Below are 16,800 nucleotides of genomic sequence, written 5' to 3' on the forward strand. Positions count from 1 at the left end.
CTGTTCATTGCGACCGCCATGGCAGGACGCCCGGCCCCTTCTCATTGCCGAAGATCATTCCTATGCGCCTCAATCCGCTCGTTCTTGCGTTGGCCATCGCCGCCGCGCCCGCTGCCGCCAATGCGGCCACCTCGATCGAAAACTGGCCGACCAAGTACACCTTCGGTGATGGCACCGAGCTGGGTCTGACCGGCAACTACGCCTACGACGACAACAACTTCTCCGGCGACGACCGCCTGGAAGACCGCACCGACTTCCGCCGCAAGGAATTCGGCGCCACCCTCAAGAAGAAGGGCGCCTACGACGCCATGGTGTATTTCGACTTCGAAGCCAAGCTGTGGCTGGACGTGTTCTTCCGCTTCGAGACCAAGGCACTGCTGGGCCAGGACTACGGTCGCGTGCGGCTGGGCTACATGAAGGTGCCGGTGGGTCTGGAAGCGGTGCAGAGCTCGCGTGCGGGCAGCTTCATGGAACTGGGCCTGCCGGTGCAGGCCGTGTTCCAGGGCCGCCGCACCGGTGTGGAGTGGACGCTGGAGCGTCAGCAGTACCTGCTGCAGGCCGGCGCGTACGGCGGCCAGGATCTGCAGGGCGACAACCCGGGCACCACCCAGGCCGTGCATGCGGCATGGACCCCGTTCAAGGCCGAAGGCGACGTGCTGCATCTGGGTATCGCCGGCTCGGTCGAAAACCCGCGTGGTTTCAGCGACGGCCGCGGCGTGTCCTTCAGCCCGCGCGTGCGCCTGCGTGCCCGCCCGGAAGCCGGCCTGACCGACGTGCGTCTGATCGACACCGGCACCATCCTCGATGTGGACCACGTGATCCGCACCGGCGTGGAAGCGGTGTGGATCCACGGCCCGTTCTCGCTGCAGAGCGAAGCGCTGCGTGCCGAAGTGGCGCGTAATGCCGGCCAGCCGCACTTCATCGCGCAGGGCCAGTACCTCTACGGCACCTGGTCGCTGACCGGCGAGTCGCGCACCTATGCCGGCGGCGTCCCGGGCAATATCAAGCCGGCGCACGACTACGGCGCGGTCGAGCTGACCGCCCGTTACAGCCGTCTGAATCTGGAAGACAACAACGTCCACGGCGGCCGCCAGCACGACACCACCATTGGCGCCAACTGGTACCTCACCAGCCACTTCAAGATGCAGGCCAACTACAGCTGGGTGGATTCCTCGCGCAATGGCGTGCATGAGACCCCGCACGTGATGGAACTGCGTGCGCAGGTGCAGTTTTAAGCACTGTTGAGCAGAGGCAACGCGGGCCTGGTTGGCCGCGCGTTGTCTTTGTTGGCCGCTTCAACGCAGTGATGCTGTAACGCACACCAGCGTGTGTGCCTCTGCGGCCGCATCCTTCCGAGGATGCGGCCGCAGTCGTTTGTCGGGGGCTTGTTTGGTGGTCATGCGGGGTGGTCGTGGGGGCGGATATCCGCGGCGATAGCTGCACGATGTACCTGCGCACAGCCATACTTGCCGCATGTACGCCTCGCAACGCCGCCGCCTGCTGTTCACGCTGTCCATCGTGCTGGGCGGCATGTTGGTGGCCATGTTCGCGGCCGGGCATTTTGTCGAGCAGAACGCCTTGCGCGACGAAAGCGCCACCGTGCGGCGTCAGCTGCGGCTGTATGCGCAGGCCTTGCAGCAGCGTATCGATCGTTATCGCACCTTGCCGCAGATTCTGGCGCTGGACCCGGAGCTGCGCGCTGCGGTGTCCGGGCCGTTGTCGGCCGCGCAGGTGGAACAGCTCAACGACAAACTCGAACGCGCCAACAACGTCACCCAATCGTCCACGCTGACGGTGATCGACCGCAGTGGTATCGCGTTGGCGGCCAGCAACTGGCGCGCGCCGCGCAGCAATGTGGGCGTGGACTACGCGTTCCGCCCGTATTACCAGCAGGCACTGGCCACCGGCAGCGGCAGCTTCTACGGCATCGGCATGACCACCAGCGAGCCGGGGTATTTCCTCTCGCAGGCCATCGTCGACTCTGCCGGGCAGGTGCAGGGCGTGGTGGTGATCAAGATCGCGCTGGCTGCGCTGGAACGCGAATGGCTGCAGACCCCGGACATCGTGCTGGCCTCCGATGCGCACGACGTGGTGTTTCTGGCCAGCCGCCCCGAGTGGCGCTATCGCATGCTGGCACCGCTCAGCCTGCGCGATCGCAGCGAATTGCAGAGCACCCGCCAGTACGCCGACCAGGGATTGCTGCCGTTGCAGCGCCGGCTGATCGAGCAGACCGGCAACGGTGGCGTATTGACCGAGGTCCGCGAGCCAGCGCTCGCCGGCCCGGTGCTGTGGCAGACCCTGGAAGTGCCCGAAAGCGGCTGGCGCCTACATCTGCTGCACGACACCCGCGCCAGCGCAGCGGCCGGCCGCGCCGCTGCGATTGCCGCCGCCGGTGCATGGCTGGCACTGGCCTTGCTGTGGTTGTTCGTGCAGCAACGGCGGCGGCTGGCGGCTTTGCGTCAGCGCAGCCGGGACGAACTGGAAACACTGCTGCAACAACACGCCGAAGAACTGCGCACCGCCCAGGATGGCGTGGTCACCGCCGCGCAGCAGGCCAATGCCGGCTTGAGCCGCAGCCTGGAACACCTGCCGCAAGGCGTGGTGGTGATCGACGATGCGCTCAATCTGGTGGCGTGGAATTCGCGCTATGTGGAGCTGTTCCGCTTCCCGCCCGAGTTGCTCAAGATCGGCCGCCCGATCGAAGACCTGTTCCGCTTCAATGCACGCCGCGGCTTGCTCGGTCCGGGGCCGATCGAAGCGGCGATCGAGCGCCGTTTGAACCACTTGCGCAGCGGCAAACCGCATATGCGCGAGAGCGAGAAAGAAGATGGCACGGTGCTGGAAATCCGCGGCAATCCGCTGCCCGATGGCGGCTTCGTCACCAGTTACGCCGACATCACCAGCTACAAGAACGCCGCGCGCGAACTGCGCTCGTTGGCCGACGCGCTGGAACACCGCGTGGCCGAACGCACCCGCGATCTGGCCGCCGCCAAGCGCGAGGCCGAGAGCGCCAACCGCTACAAGACCCGCTTCGTCGCCTCGGCCGTGCACGACCTGCTGCAGCCGCTCAACGCCGCGCGCATGTTCGTCTCGGTGTTGCGCGGGCAAGTGCGCGAGACCGGCAGCGCGCGCGTGGTCGACAACATCGAAGGCGCGCTGGCCGCGCAGGACGCCATCCTCAACAGCCTGCTGGATATCTCGCGGCTGGAAGCGGGCAGCCTGAAAACCCAGGTACGCGATTTCGCCATCGCCCCGCTGCTGGAAACGCTGGCACGCGAGTTCGGCATCCTGGCCGAAGACCGCGGCCTGGTGCTGGATTGGGTGCCCACCTCGGCGGTGGTGTTGAGCGATGAAAACCTGCTGCGGCGCATCCTGCAGAACTTTCTCTCCAATGCCATCCGCTACACCCCGCGTGGGCGGGTGCTGATTGGCTGTCGTCGCCGTGGCGGCTGGCTGCGCATCGAAGTGCACGATCAAGGGCCCGGCATTCCCGAAACACTGCAGCATGAGATCTTCGAAGAATTCCGCCGCCTGGACGATGGCGTGGCCAACGATCGCGGCGCCGGTCTGGGGCTTGCCATCGTCGAACGCATCGGCCGCCTGCTCGGTCACCGCATCGGCCTGCACTCCACGCTGGGGAGCGGCAGCGTATTTTCGGTAACGCTGCCGCTGGGCGAGCGTGCCGCCATCGCCAAGCAATTGCCGCCGCCCACCACCACTGCAGAAAACGCAAACGACCCGATTCTGCACGGCTGCCGCGTCTGGTGCGTGGACGATGAGCCACGCGTGTGCGAAGCCACGCGCGTCTTGCTCGAACGCTGGGAATGCCGGGTCGATTTTGCCGGTGGCCCCGACGATGCATTGGCCGCCGCCAACGCCGACGATGTGCCGGAACTGCTGTTGCTGGACGTGCGCATGGGCGAGCACTACGGCCCCATCTTGCTGCCGCAGTTGGTGCAACGCTGGCAACGCGAACCGCGCGTAATTTTAGTCACCGCAGAACCCGATCCCGCGCTGCGCGAGCATGCGCTGGACCTGGGCTGGGGATTGTTGTCCAAACCAGTGCGCCCGCCGGCACTGCGTGCGCTGGTGACACAGATGTTGCTGCGGCGTGGGTGATGCTGCCCGTGGCCACACATGCCACGTTCGGATCGTGCAGCACGTCTTCGTGATCGCTGGTGCAGCGACTCATAATCTGCTCGACCATTGCAGCCTGCCCCCGAAAGCTGGAAATGCGATGTTCAAGACAACGCTACCGCTGCTGATGTCACTGCTCTTTGCGAGCTGCGCAGGGGGATTTCCAGCGCAGGCGGAAACGTCCTCCGGCGTCACGCAGCCAGCGCCGCCATCGCGCGCGACCATGGACCCCTACACGGTCAATAAATTGAATGCCGTGCTGGATCAGGCCTCAAACCATAGGGGCTTAAGCCCCGGCCACCTGATCGACGCGATCTCGGCAGAATTTCTAGGCACGCCCTACCGCGACCATGTCTTGCAGGGCTCGGCCACCACGCCAGAGAAACTGATCATCGACTTCACCGGATTGGACTGCTTCACTTATCTGGATTACGTCGAGGCGGCGCGAAAGTCTTACTCACAGCAGGATTTCGTCAATCACCTGGTGCTTACCCGCTACGTCGAGGGCGTAGTCAGCTTTACCCATCGCAAGCATTTCTTCACCGATTGGGCCAACAGACCGTACGAGCTCGCCACCGATATCACCGCAGTGGTCAGCCCCAATGCCGTCAGCGTCACCAAAGCGCTCAACCGAAAAGCCGACGGCAGCAATTATCTTCCAGGACTGCCGGTTGTTGACCGGACCATCGCCTATATCCCCACCGAACGCGTCGACAGCACGGTTGTCAGCCGGTTGCGTACCGGCGATTACATCGGCATCTACACGCCTCTGGCCGGGCTGGACGTCACCCACGTCGGGTTTTTCATCATGACCGACAAGGGTCCGATGCTACGCAACGCCTCATCCCGCAAGGAAAACATGAAAGTCGTGGACTCTCCGTTCATGGAGTATGTCGCGAGGACCCCGGGCATCATTGTCTATCGGGCCAAGAAGTGACCACGCACCACTGCCAGGCTCGATAAGCGCCGGCGCCCGGCGGCGTCTCTGGCCGCAGCTGCCGCACGCGCCGCGCCTGCCGCATCGACGCGCGTGGGAGCCGAGCACCGCTGCAGTGCGTGCTGATGTTCAACCTGCATCAGTCGATGAGAAAGCAGCAATTATCAACATCGGCCATCTCCACCAGAATCGATCGCCTCAGATGTTCCGCACATGCATACCTGTCGTGGAGGGCGATCTATGCAGACTTCCAGCCTTGAGGCAAAGGGGCAGTCGAAACTGGGAATGGTGCTGAGGGTGACCTCGGGCAACTTTCTTGAGCAGTTCGACTTTTTCCTGTTCGGTTTCTACGCAACGCAGATCGCTGCGGTGTTCTTCCCGGCAAACAACGAATTCGCTTCGTTGATGATGACTTTCGCGGTGTTTGGCGCAGGCTTTTTGATGCGTCCACTGGGTGCAGTGATCCTGGGCGCGTATATCGATGATGTGGGCCGCCGCAAGGGCCTGATCGTCACCCTGGCAATCATGGCCAGCGGCACCGTCCTGATCGTGCTGGTGCCCGGCTATGCCAGCATCGGTTTGTGGGCACCGGCCTTGGTATTGCTCGGGCGGTTGCTGCAAGGCTTTTCGGCGGGTGCCGAAATGGGCGGCGTGTCGGTGTATCTGGCCGAGATGGCGACGCCGGGGCGGCGTGGCTTCTATGCGAGCTGGCAATCGGCCAGCCAGCAGGTGGCCATCGTCGCTGCGGCAGCCATCGGGTATGCGCTCAACCAGCTCATGGCGCCGCAGGATCTGGCGCAATGGGGCTGGCGGATTCCCTTTGCCATCGGTTGCGTCATCATCCCCTTCATCTTCTTGCTGCGGCGCAGCCTGGAAGAGACTGCGGCGTTCGCGCAGCGCACGCAGCGCGTCACGATGCAGCAGGTGATGCGCGGGCTGGCTAACAATGCCGGCACCGTGATCGCCGGCGGGTTGATGGTGGCGCTGACCACGACCGCGTTCTATCTGATCACCGTCTACGCACCGACCTTCGGCAAGAGCGTGCTCAAACTCAGCACCGGCGACGCATTGATCGTGACGCTGCTGGTCGGCATCTCCAACTTCATCTGGCTGCCGATTGGCGGCGCGCTCAGCGACCGGTTCGGCCGCAAGCCACTGCTGGTGACCATGGCGGTGGTATGCGTACTGAGCGCGTATCCGGTACTCGCGTTCCTGGCCGCCGCACCGAGCTTTGCGCACATGTTGCAGGCGCTGCTGTGGCTGTCCTTCATCTACGGCATCTACAACGGCGCCATGATTCCTGCACTCACCGAGCTCATGCCGGCGCATCTACGGGTGGCGGGATTTTCGCTCGCCTACAGCCTGGCCACGGCGGTCTTTGGCGGCTTTACGCCGGTGATGTCCACCTGGTTGATCCATGTCACCGGCGACAAGGCCGCCCCTGGCTACTGGCTGGTGTTCGCGTCCGTGTGCGCGCTGTTGGCAACGCTGTTTCTCTACCGACGCCATGGCAACGCAGCGACAGCGACCGGCCTCGATGCTGCTGCGGGAGCGGCGAAATGATACGGGCCGTGTGGAAAAAATGGCTGGGTGCGGTTGTCGCCACTGCCCTGCTGCCGCCGGCCGCAGGCGCGCAGGATCTGACCGTGATGACCTCGGGCGGCTTCACTGCCGCCTTCGAACGCCTGGCGCCGCAGTACAGCACGCACACCGGCACGACGCTCGAGACGCTGCACGGCCCTTCGATGGGCCAGACGCCGCAATCCATTCCCAGCCGGCTCCTACGTGGCGAGCATGCCGATGTGGTGATCATGGTGGGCAGTGCGCTGCAGAAGCTGATCGATGCAGGAGTGGTGGACCCCGCATCGCGGGTGGAGCTGGCCGATTCCAGGATCGGCATGGTGGTGCGCAGCGGCGCACGCAAGCCGAAGATCGGCAATGTCGCACAGTTCAAGAAGGCGCTGCTGCAGGCCGATTCCGTCGCCTACTCCGACAGCGCCAGTGGCGTCTACATCGAGACCACGCTGTTCAAGCGGCTGCAGATCGAAGGCCCGATGATGGCCAAGAGCCGCAAGATCGAGCGCATCCCGGTGGGCGCGGTGGTGGCCAACGGCAGCTACCAGCTCGGCTTTCAGCAAGTGGCCGAACTGCTTCCGGTGGCAGGCGTGGATTTCGTCGGCAAGATCCCCGAGCCGCTGCAGTCGGTCACGCGCTATGCGGCGGGTGTGCCGGTCACTGCGGCGCATCCGCAAGCGGCAAAGCGCCTGCTTGCCTACCTGCAGTCGCGTGAGGCGCAAGCGGTCGCGCGTGCGACCGGGCTGGATCCGGTCTCACCGTGAGCGCGCGGGCATCCGTCGCACCAATGCAGCCAGTTCGAGCGCGGCAGGTGTCAGCGTGCGTCCAAGGCGTTTGAGCATCCCGACATTCCGCACCACCTCCGGTTCGACCAGCGGCACCGCCGCCAGCAACGGATGCGGGCTGGAGGGCATTGCGATCGAAGGAACCGCGGCAATGCCGACGCCTGCTTCCACCAGCCCCAGCAAGGTGGTGACATGGCGGGTTTCGCAGATGCTGGGCCGGTCCGGCGTAAAGGCAGACAGCGCCCGATCGAACACCAGCCGATTGCCCGATGTCTTGTCCAGCGTGATGTAGTCGTGGCCATAAGCCTCCTGCCAGCTGACCTGTTCGCGCCGGGACAAGGGATGGTCGTGGCGGCATGCGATTACATAGCGCTCCTGCAGCAACGGCTCGAACTCGACCTCCTGTGCCAGGTTGCCGCTGAAGCTGACGCCGAAATCCGCTTCTCCGGAGGCCACTGCCGCACTGACATGACTGGCGCTGCCGTCGAACAGCCGGATGCGGATTTTCGGAAACAGCTGATGCAGCCCGTGAATCGCCTGCGGCATGAAGTAGTACGCCGCCGACGGCACGCACGCCACGGTCACCGTGCCCATCCTGCTCGATCCGGCATCGCCGATGCTCATCAACGCCAGATCCAGATCGTCGAGCATGCGCTCGACCTGCGGCATGAAAGCCTGGCCGACCGTGGTGAGCGCCACCTTGCGCGTCGTACGCTCGAACAACTTGACGTTCAACGCCGACTCGAGTTTGTCGATCCTGCGGCTGAGCGCCGGCTGCGTGATCCGTATCCGTTCGGCGGCGCGGCGAAAGCTGCCGTTTTCGGCAACCGCGCGGAATGCCTGTAGATCGTTGAGGTCGAATTTGATGGTCACGGGGCCGCAACTGCGATGTTCGATGGCGGTCGGCATAGCATAGACAGTTGCCTGCTTTGCTGCGCGAGCATGCCCGGGCAGACGCATCGCGCACGGCTTGCAGCGTGCGTGCAGAACGTCGTCGAGCTAGGCGTCCACACGCTGCTGAGCACAGCGATTGCCTGCACTCGCATCGCAGTGCTCCGGCAGCGTAACGGTGCTGCCAAGGCGTGCGGTCGCATGCTCGCAGCAGAGCGGCATGCCGGACGCCGTGGCGCCCGCGCCTGCTAGAATATCGATAATGATTCCCATTTGATCGTCACTTTCGCCCCGGCTTGCGTGTCTCGCACGCGTGCCGCCGCGTTTTGGAGTTCCTTGCCTGATGAAATCTCCCGTCTCCGCATCGGCCGGTATGCCGCTGCTTGCCTCGCTCTGCCTGCTCGCCTCTGCCACCGCGTCCGCACAATCGGATGTCACCGATACGCTGGACACGGTGGTGGTTGCCGCCTCGCGCTCCAACATGACCGTGGCCGAGTCGCCGCAGACGGTGCTGATCATCGACAAGGCGCAGATCCAGCAACAGCTGACCATCTCAAGCAACTCGTCCGACGTGCTCGCCAACCTGATTCCCTCGTACACGCCCAGCCGCGGCAAGATGAATGGCAGCGGCGAAACGCTGCGCGGGCGCACGCCGTTGATCCTGATCGACGGCGTGCCGCAGTCCAATCCGATCCGCCCCACCGGGCGCGAAGCGCACACCATCGACTATGCGATGGTCGAGCGCATCGAAGTGATCCAGGGCGCCAACGCGATCAACGGCCTGGGCGCCACCGGCGGCACAATCAACATCATCACCCGGCGTCCGCAGGACGGTGAGCTCAACCAGCACGTCGACGTACAGGCCACCGCGCCCACCTCGGAAACGCGTGCAGAAACCGCAAGCGTCGAGACGCGCTACCGCGTGGACGGCCGCACGGACAAGCTCGATTACCTGCTCTCGGCCAGCTACAGCGACCAAGGTCTGTATGTGGACGGACAAGGCCGGCCGATCGGTGCCGACAACACCCAGGGCGACCTGATGACCTCCAAGAGCTACGACGTGCTGGCCAAGCTCGGCTACGCGCTCACCGATGCGCAGCACCTGAGCGTCAGCGTCAACCGCTACCGCATCAAGAACGACAACGACTACATCGGCATCGCCGGCAACCGTGCGCAAGGCCTGCCCACCACCTCGGTGCGCGGCACCCCGCAAGGCACCGCGCCGTGGAACGATGTGCTGACCTCCAGCCTGTCGTACACCGATGACGATCTGGCCGGCATGCAGCTGAGCGCGATGGTGTTCAACCAGGAATTCGAAGGGCTGTTCGGCGCCGACAATTCGTCAACGTTTCAGGACCCGCGCATCGCGCCAGTCGGCACGCTGTACGACCAATCGCGTTCGGTGGCCTCCAAATGGGGCAGCAAGATCAGCCTGACCAAGGACGATCTGCTCGATGGCCGGCTCAAGCTCACCGGCGGCGTCGACCTGCTGGCCGATACCGGCAAGCAGGATCTCTACGGCACCGGGCGCACCTACGTGCCCGAGTCGGACTATCGCAATCTTTCGCTGTTCGTGCAGGGCGAATACAAGCTGCTTCCCACGCTCACCTTGCACGCCGGCGTGCGCCGCGAAGAAGCCGAGTTGAAGATCGACAGCTACCAGACGCTGTGGCGCTACAACCGGGTCGATGTCGAAGGCGGCACGCTCGACTTCAACCAGACGCTGTACAACACCGGCCTGGTCTACACGCCGCTCGAAGGCGTGAGCTTTTTCACCAGCTATTCCGAAGGTTTCGGCATGCCGGACGTGGGCCGCGTGCTGCGCGCGATCAATACGCCGGGCACGCGCGTGGCCAACCTGAGCACGCTGGAACCGATCCTGACCAAGAGCGTGGAAGCCGGCACCCGCCTAACGCGCGGCGCCTTCGATGCGGACCTGAGCTACTTCCAGTCCAACTCGGATCTGGGCACGCGTGTGGTGCCGATCAATGGCGCCTTCATGATGAGCCGCGAGAAAACCCGCGTGCAGGGCATGGACGCCAGCCTGGGGTATCGCCTGGATGCGGCGCATCGCCTGCGCCTGTCGTACGCGTACACGCGTGGCCGCTACGACAGCGACAACGATGGGCAGCTGGATGCCCGCCTGGATGGCCTCAACGTGGCGCCCAATCGCGTGATCGCCTCGTGGTCGGCGCAGTGGACGCCGAAATTCTCCTCGTTCGTGCAGGCCCAGCATGCCTTCAGCCAATCCTTCGACGAGGCCGACAAGCGCTTCAGCGGCTACACGCTGGTGGATGCGACGTTCAACTACGCGTTGCCGCGCGGTGCGCTGCGCATGGGTGTGTCCAATCTGTTCGACAAGCAGTACATCACCTACTACTCGCAATCGGCCCTGGTCGAACCGCTGCGCTACTTCGCCGGCCGTGGCCGTACGTTTACGCTGGGGTATTCGCTGGATTTTTGATGCTGTCGCGGCATCGTCGGCTGCACGCTTGCGCGCGATGGGTCTGCGCAAGCGTGCTGTTGCGAACGCGGTGAATGCGTGGCCGCTTCAAAGGCCTGACTGAAGCGATCTGCTCAGCCCTCGCCTTCCGGCTCCAATGCCTTGACCAGTACCGCCGCCTGCGTGCGGCTGTAGCAATCCAGCTTTTTCAGGATTGCGGTGACGTGCACCTTGACGGTGTTCTCGGCCAGACCCAGCTCGTGCGCGATCTGCTTGTTGAGCAGGCCGTCGGCCAAGCTCAGCAAGACGCGGAACTGTTGCGGGGTGAGCTGGGCGAGTTTGGAGGCCAGTTGCGCGTCGGCCTCGGAACGCTCGGCGGTCATCGGCGGGAACCAGGTGCCGCCCTCCAGCACGCTGGCCACCGCGGTGCCGATCGATTCGGCCGGGGTGGATTTGGGAATGAAGCCGGCCGCGCCGAACTGCTGTGCGCGCCGGATCACGCGTGGGTGATCGTTGGAAGAGATCACCACCACCGGGATGTCCGGGTGCTCGCCACGCACGTGCAACAGCGCCGAGAAGCCGCGTGCGCCCGGCATCGCCAGGTCCAGCAGCACCAGCTCGGCCTGCGGGTGCGAGCGCAGCATGGCGCTCAGCGTGGCGGCGCTGGAGGCTTCCACCACATCGGCCTGCGGCAAGGTCTGCTGCAGCACGTGGATCACGGCGGCACGGAACAGCGGGTGGTCGTCGGCGACGAGGATGGTGAGATCGGCCATGCGCCAAGTCTGGCACATGGACGTGTCGCTTTCCCGCGATGGGACAGGCATGCAGCAGGCGCGCTCGCCCACTTGCGTTGCACCAGCAAGCCCACCACGGCCCGCCTTGACCTGCAGCCAGGGTGACGAGATTGCCGATAACGGTTGCTCCGCCTGCACTGCCGGCTACGCCGTTTGTCCCGTCCGTCCTTGAGCCTGCGCCAGCGGACCCACCGGCACCGATGACGATCGGGACGCTGGTGCCAGGCGCAACCGCGAAGCGCACGCGCTGAATCGATTGTCCAGCGCCACCACCGCCGCCACCGGTCGCGGTGTAGCTCGCTGACCCAAGGACTTTCTCGGCCCGCGTTGCACCACCTCCTCCACCGTCGCCGCCCGCACAGGCGCTGACGTAGATCGCAGTTACCCCTTCCGGAACAACGAAAGTTCCGGATGCCTCAAAGCGCGCACGGCCACTGCGGCTGTCGATCTCTGCTTTCAAAGCGTCGGGTGTGACGGCACGTTGCGCATCTGTGCCTGCAATGGTCTCTGCGCGCGTGGCAAGTTCGACGATGCCTTCCTTCTCGGTGGTCGCGGCCGGGTTGGTGAAGTTGGCACTGCCGAACGTCACCGAAGACACGGTGACGCCGGAGAACAGGATGTCGGCCGACATCAGCAGGTCCGAGGCAGCGCCCTTTTCCATGATCAGCTCGGGCTGGGAATAGCTGCCCAGCAGCGTGCCGTTCTCCAAGTACAGCCCAAAGCCGCGAACCTCATAGGTTGCCCGGCTCGTGTCGCTGACAGTGACGTGGATGGTGGTGGACGACGTGGTGCCGCCTGAGATGCTTGAGAGCGTCAGGTGCTGGCCTGGGACTGTCTTCAGGTATCCCGTTGCAGCGAATGCGGCCGCAGTGAAACCGATGCTGGACACCTTGACGGCATTGGTGCCGTTCTTCTCGGCGTTGATCAGCGCTGCACGACCAGCGGTGGTGAGAACCAGTTGTAATGCCATGGCTTATCCCTGCGCCGTCATCGACAGACGGCGGTAGTTGATGATGCGAATACCGGTGGCCAGCGTGACGTTGCCGGTGGCTTGCAGCCCCTGCACGAAGCCGAAGTGCGAGCGAACGGGCTTGGTGCGCTCAACCTCGGCGATGACCTCATCGACAAATCGAGCGCTCGCAGCCCGCCCATCGGATCCATTGAGCGTGAGCGTCAGCTCGAAGGTATGCGGCTGGCCGCGTGGCTGCTGCTGCCACCACTCGCGGATGGTCACCGCACCCCCGAACGAGGCAACCACCATGCGGACGCTGTTGGCTGTGCCCTTGCGGCGCTGGATCACCATGGCGCTGCGTAAGCGCGAGCGCTTGACCGCATCGCTCCAGTCGGCCTTCCAGTCGTCAACCGAGAGCGTCCACGCCAGCCACGGCAGATGGCCGGCTGGGCACGTGTCCGGATTCCACAGGTCTGGATATGGCAACGGGATCGCTTCCAGGCGCGCCGCAACGGCGGCCAGGGCGCGCTCCATCGGCGTGGCATTGGGCGGCAGCGGGGAGTTACTCATCAATGCCGGCGTGCACGATGTCGATTGATGTGCAGTACGCAGCCTGCGTGCGGCTGATCCGAATGTCGGCTGCAGGCAAGTCCAGCTCCATGCGCTGCACGCCATCTGCGAATAGCTTTGCCTTGATGGCCGACTCGGGTACGTCGCGACCGATGCGGTGTGCCTCGTCCAGATACGCCTGCAGGCTGCGCATCGCCTCGCGCATGACCACCGCCGAGTCGGGGCCAGCGTAGGTGTAGACGCGCCCACGAATGGCATACGGGACGATCTGGGCGCTTTGGACCGTGACATTGTCGGTCAGCGGGCGCACGTCGTCGTTGGTGAGGATGGCAGCGACCTCGTCCAACAATGCCTGGGGAGCCGTGCCATCGCCCGTGCGCGATTGGACCGTGACCAGGACTTGACCAGGCGCTGGACTGGTCGCGCTGGCGTCCATGACGTCTGCAGCCGCGCTGAGTGCGTGATAGATGTACGCGCCCTCGGGGCCAGCAACACTGAAGCCCTCCGGCGCCAGCTGGATCCGGCGGCGGAAGTCCACGTCCGACTCGTAGGTCGGTGGGGTGCCGTTCTCCGGCTGCCCTGGATCGAGCACCAGGCGCGCGACGCCAAACAATGCGCCCAAGTGATCGAGGTTGGTGCCGGTCGCGAAGGCCAGCATCGTCTGCTGCGCCTTGTCGTTGGCGCGCTGGCGGATCAGCAGCTCGCGGGCTGCGAATAGCTGCAGGAGCTTGTAGACCGGATCGGCTTCGGTGAGTGCGGAAAATTCCGGCAGCAGCTTCCGAAACTGGGCAATCGCCTGGGTAAATATCGTCTCGAAGTCCAGAGCCTCGATGAGGTCTGGCGCTTGAAGTTTTGAAAGATCGACAGCAGTGAAAGAGGCCATAGGAGGTCCACGTGCGAAGTTTAATTGTTCGCGCGTGGACTTGAGCGACTACGATCTATCTATGTATGTTGCCTGGCTACGGAATTAAGCTGCTTTGCAGGTAAAGTTCGTTTTGAACTCGCTCTTAACACCGTCAGCGTCTTCTAAGGTCACCAATACGTCTACGACTTGAGTCTTGGTGTCGGTAGGACCGTTGCACCACCATGTCGTATTGAACGGAGTTGCCTGCTCTTGTTCATAAGTGAATACATCATCTGGGCAGGTCCATCCGGCAGGGCAGTTCGTGATCTTTCGGACCCGCTTAACGGGGAATTGCGGATTCCCAACAAACGTGATCGGTACTTGAAGCTTAGGGCCATTCAAGTTTGCGACTGCTTTGGGTACAGAGGTGATTTTCTGAGGGACGCAGGTTTTTCCGTCTCTGTTGACTCTGTAGCCCTTCTCAATTCCCTTCATGGCTGCTTCTTGGAATGCAGTGTCTCTAAAAGCTGCGGCATCTTGTGGGTTTGAGTGAAAGCCAACTTCAATTATATTTGCCGGAACCTCAACAGCTTCTCTGTTCTCCCCGTAGTTTCCTCCTGTTGGAGTGTTTACTCGCCAGGTTTCGTACCCCGGGGTAGCGTTAATGATTTCTTTCATTGAGCAGGATATTGCTGCCGCCAGCTCTTGACTCGGTGTGCTGCCAGTTTGGTAGATAACTCTGGTGCCCCTCACTGTCGTGTCATCTGTTGCATCAGTGTGCAAACTTATAATTGCTTTTGCATTTAGATAGCGGGCATATCTTGGTCGAGAATGAATATCCTTGTCCTTCTCTGAGGTTACGTCAGGGCTATTCCAGATGTTTGTTTCCTTGGGTAAAATCCGCGCCAAGTGGTATTTGGCAGCTAGGGATGGTCTGATCAACGGCATCGGAGGATGAGCCTAACCACATCGACCAGGCTGACGGCGCTCAGATCCTCGATTTTTTTGCCGTTTCCGGCGCGTTTGCAGGGTGTTGCCCGGGTTACAGGCGCACGTTCCCCATCGTCGGCAGTAACTGCTTTCGCTTCATCCACAGGTTCGATAGCGCAAACAAGGTCAGCACCTGCGCGGTGTTCTTGGCCAGGCCGCGATAGCGGACCTTGGTGTAGCCGAACTGGCGCTTGATCACCCGGAATGGATGCTCCACCTTCGCGCGCACACTGGCCTTGAAGTGTTCCCAACGTCTTTCCCGAGCACGCTCGCGTTTGTTGCCGAGGGCTTGCATCGTCGAGGGCCTGGCGGCGATGAAGAATGCAGCCTTGCAGGCCTGCAGTTCTTCGCGTTTGTCCGCACCGGTGTAGCCGCTATCGCCGAACACGCTGTCTTCTTTGCCATGCAGCAACGTGTGCATCACCGTGACATCGGCGACGTTGGCGGCTGTGCAATGGACGTGGTGCACCAACCCGGAAAATTCATCCACGCCGATGTGCGCCTTCATCCCGAAATACCACTGATTGCCCTTCTTGGTCTGATGCATCTCAGGGTCGCGCGCGTTGTCGGCATTCTTGGTCGAACTGGGCGCCGCGATCAGCGTCGCATCGACGATCGTGCCCGACCGCAGGCTCTGGCCCTTGCGCGCCAGATGCGCGTTGACCGCTTCCAGCATCCGCGCGGCAAGGCCATGGGTCTCCAGCAGGCGCCGAAAGTTGAGAATCGTGGTCTCGTCCGGAACGTTGTCCAAGCCACCGAGCTGGGCAAACCGCCGCAAGGTCGGGATCTCGTGCAGTGCTTCTTCCATCGCCGGATCGCTCAGCGCATACCACTGCTGCAGCAGATGAATCCGCAACATCGTCGCCAGTGCGTACGGCTGCCGACCTGGCCGGCCCGATACCGGATAGTGCGGCGCGATCAGACCGAGCAGTTGCTGCCACGGAACCACCTGCTCCATCTCGGCCAGAAAGATCTCGCGCCGGGTCTGCTTGCGCTTGCCCAGGCCCTCAGCGTCACCGAACGTCAGTTGCATGGATCACTCCTCAACATCAGGCGGGTAGTGTCGCGTATCTGTGGTGCGTTGTTCAGAGGTTCCCTAGCTGCCACCATGGCAGCTTGGTCTGCCCTTCGATGGTTGCGGATGTGGATCGAGGAAATGTTATCGTTTCGTCGGATCGTGTGCGAAGAAATTCTGCGAGTTTCGATGCTAGCGTTGGGTTGTCGACATCCTCATGCCAGCCGTTAATTGCAAGTCGCTGCCATCCCCATCCACCGGTTACCTTGGTTCGCCCATGTCCCGCAGACACAACCACTGGACTGTCCGCATCAGCAGAAGGGTTTACGGTTGTTTTATTCCTCAGGTGTTCGGGCTTCCATTCCGTGGGCGCGAACAATTTGTCCCCAGGTACGCCGCCGAATGTAAAGGTAGTGCCTTCGACGACAAAGGAATCGCCCACTATCTGGAACGCCACTACTTCGAGTTGATGGAGTTGTTCTTCCACATCTCCTGAGATGTACTTGTCGCCCTTCGGGATGAAGTCGCGGCCCATCTCAATCATCACAGTTGAAGTCTGACTATCAAGTCGCACGGCAATCGGCTGTACTTTCTGTCCTGGAAGCCTCTTTTGCTTGTTGACCACCTGCTGAAGTTCAGCCGTCAGCATCTTACTGAGGTCTGCCTTTTGTTGAGTAGTCAGGCTTGCCATGCTAGGGGTAGCAGGGCTTGCGAGCACCGGCGAGCCAATTGTCAGTGCTGCTGATATCGCGACAGCTGCGCACGCGTAGCGAAGTTCGGGGAGCAGCCTTACTGACTTGCCTTGAAAGAAACGCTTCATAAATCACTCCATGATTTCGGGGGATGGGAAAGCCCCGGGTCGCTGCA

14 protein-coding genes and 1 pseudogene are annotated in these 16,800 nt (G+C 62.9%); 7 read left to right on the forward strand and 8 right to left on the reverse strand.

What is annotated here, in order from left to right; all coding sequences use genetic code 11:
• Positions 1-62: 62 nt before the first annotated feature.
• The 5 genes from NMB96_RS01065 (at position 63) to NMB96_RS01085 (ending at position 7,413) form a co-directional block, all read left to right on the forward strand.
• The gene (locus tag NMB96_RS01065; RefSeq protein ID WP_043889421.1) at positions 63-1,235 is read left to right on the forward strand and encodes an OprO/OprP family phosphate-selective porin; all 1,173 of its coding nucleotides are present in this window, start codon (positions 63-65) and stop codon (positions 1,233-1,235) included.
• A 238-nt stretch (positions 1,236-1,473) separates the two neighbouring features.
• Complete coding sequence (locus NMB96_RS01070; protein ID WP_255085973.1) at positions 1,474-4,119, forward strand: hybrid sensor histidine kinase/response regulator; 2,646 nt, start codon at positions 1,474-1,476, stop codon at positions 4,117-4,119.
• A 34-nt stretch (positions 4,120-4,153) separates the two neighbouring features.
• Positions 4,154-5,074 (forward strand): N-acetylmuramoyl-L-alanine amidase-like domain-containing protein, encoded by a 921-nt coding sequence (locus NMB96_RS01075; protein WP_023905052.1) that lies wholly within the window; start codon positions 4,154-4,156, stop codon positions 5,072-5,074.
• Between the two features lie 213 nt (positions 5,075-5,287).
• On the forward strand, positions 5,288-6,637 hold the full coding sequence (gene tcuC, locus NMB96_RS01080; protein WP_255085974.1) for an MFS transporter: 1,350 nt from the start codon (positions 5,288-5,290) through the stop codon (positions 6,635-6,637).
• An 8-nt stretch (positions 6,638-6,645) separates the two neighbouring features.
• A complete protein-coding gene (locus NMB96_RS01085) occupies positions 6,646-7,413 on the forward strand; it encodes a substrate-binding domain-containing protein (RefSeq protein ID WP_255086912.1) in 768 nt (255 codons plus the stop codon).
• On the opposite strand, the gene NMB96_RS01090 is transcribed toward NMB96_RS01085, so the two are convergent.
• Positions 7,405-8,307 (reverse strand): LysR family transcriptional regulator, encoded by a 903-nt coding sequence (locus NMB96_RS01090; RefSeq protein ID WP_255085975.1) that lies wholly within the window; start codon positions 8,305-8,307, stop codon positions 7,405-7,407. The genes NMB96_RS01085 and NMB96_RS01090 overlap by 9 nt on opposite strands.
• Before the next feature lie 361 nt (positions 8,308-8,668).
• Between NMB96_RS01090 and NMB96_RS01095 the strand changes: the two genes are divergently transcribed.
• Positions 8,669-10,789, forward strand: coding sequence for a TonB-dependent receptor (locus tag NMB96_RS01095; protein WP_255085976.1), 2,121 nt, complete (start codon positions 8,669-8,671; stop codon positions 10,787-10,789).
• Positions 10,790-10,902: 113 nt separating this feature from the next.
• Here NMB96_RS01095 and NMB96_RS01100 read toward each other — a convergent pair whose 3' ends face one another.
• The gene (locus tag NMB96_RS01100) at positions 10,903-11,541 is read right to left on the reverse strand and encodes a response regulator (protein WP_024938967.1); all 639 of its coding nucleotides are present in this window, start codon (positions 11,539-11,541) and stop codon (positions 10,903-10,905) included.
• Between the two features lie 148 nt (positions 11,542-11,689).
• Positions 11,690-12,160 (reverse strand): annotated as a pseudogene (locus tag NMB96_RS23655) (glycine-rich domain-containing protein); the annotation flags it as partial.
• On the opposite strand from NMB96_RS23655, the gene NMB96_RS01105 reads away from it, so the two are divergent.
• Positions 12,093-12,245, forward strand: a complete 153-nt coding sequence (locus NMB96_RS01105; protein ID WP_183086662.1) for a hypothetical protein — start codon at positions 12,093-12,095, stop codon at positions 12,243-12,245. The pseudogene NMB96_RS23655 and the gene NMB96_RS01105 overlap by 68 nt on opposite strands.
• Before the next feature lie 290 nt (positions 12,246-12,535).
• Here the strand turns inward: NMB96_RS01105 and NMB96_RS01110 are convergent, their stop codons facing one another.
• The 5 genes from NMB96_RS01110 to NMB96_RS01130 form a co-directional block, all read right to left on the reverse strand.
• Positions 12,536-13,084 carry a phage tail protein I gene (locus NMB96_RS01110; protein WP_183086661.1) on the reverse strand — a complete coding sequence of 183 codons (549 nt, stop codon included), beginning with the start codon at positions 13,082-13,084 and terminating at the stop codon, positions 12,536-12,538.
• On the reverse strand, positions 13,077-13,967 hold the full coding sequence (locus tag NMB96_RS01115) for a baseplate assembly protein (RefSeq protein ID WP_255085979.1): 891 nt from the start codon (positions 13,965-13,967) through the stop codon (positions 13,077-13,079). The genes NMB96_RS01110 and NMB96_RS01115 overlap by 8 nt, the downstream gene beginning before the upstream one ends.
• Before the next feature lie 84 nt (positions 13,968-14,051).
• Positions 14,052-14,876 (reverse strand): N-acetylmuramoyl-L-alanine amidase, encoded by an 825-nt coding sequence (locus NMB96_RS01120; protein WP_255085980.1) that lies wholly within the window; start codon positions 14,874-14,876, stop codon positions 14,052-14,054.
• A gap of 94 nt (positions 14,877-14,970) precedes the next feature.
• Positions 14,971-15,951, reverse strand: a complete 981-nt coding sequence (locus tag NMB96_RS01125) for an IS5 family transposase (protein ID WP_183086593.1) — start codon at positions 15,949-15,951, stop codon at positions 14,971-14,973.
• A 52-nt stretch (positions 15,952-16,003) separates the two neighbouring features.
• Positions 16,004-16,753 (reverse strand): hypothetical protein, encoded by a 750-nt coding sequence (locus tag NMB96_RS01130; protein WP_255085981.1) that lies wholly within the window; start codon positions 16,751-16,753, stop codon positions 16,004-16,006.
• Between the last annotated feature and the right edge of the window lie 47 nt (positions 16,754-16,800).

Source organism: Xanthomonas hortorum, assembly GCF_024339125.1.
In the GTDB taxonomy this organism is placed as follows: Bacteria; Pseudomonadota; Gammaproteobacteria; order Xanthomonadales; family Xanthomonadaceae; genus Xanthomonas; species Xanthomonas hortorum.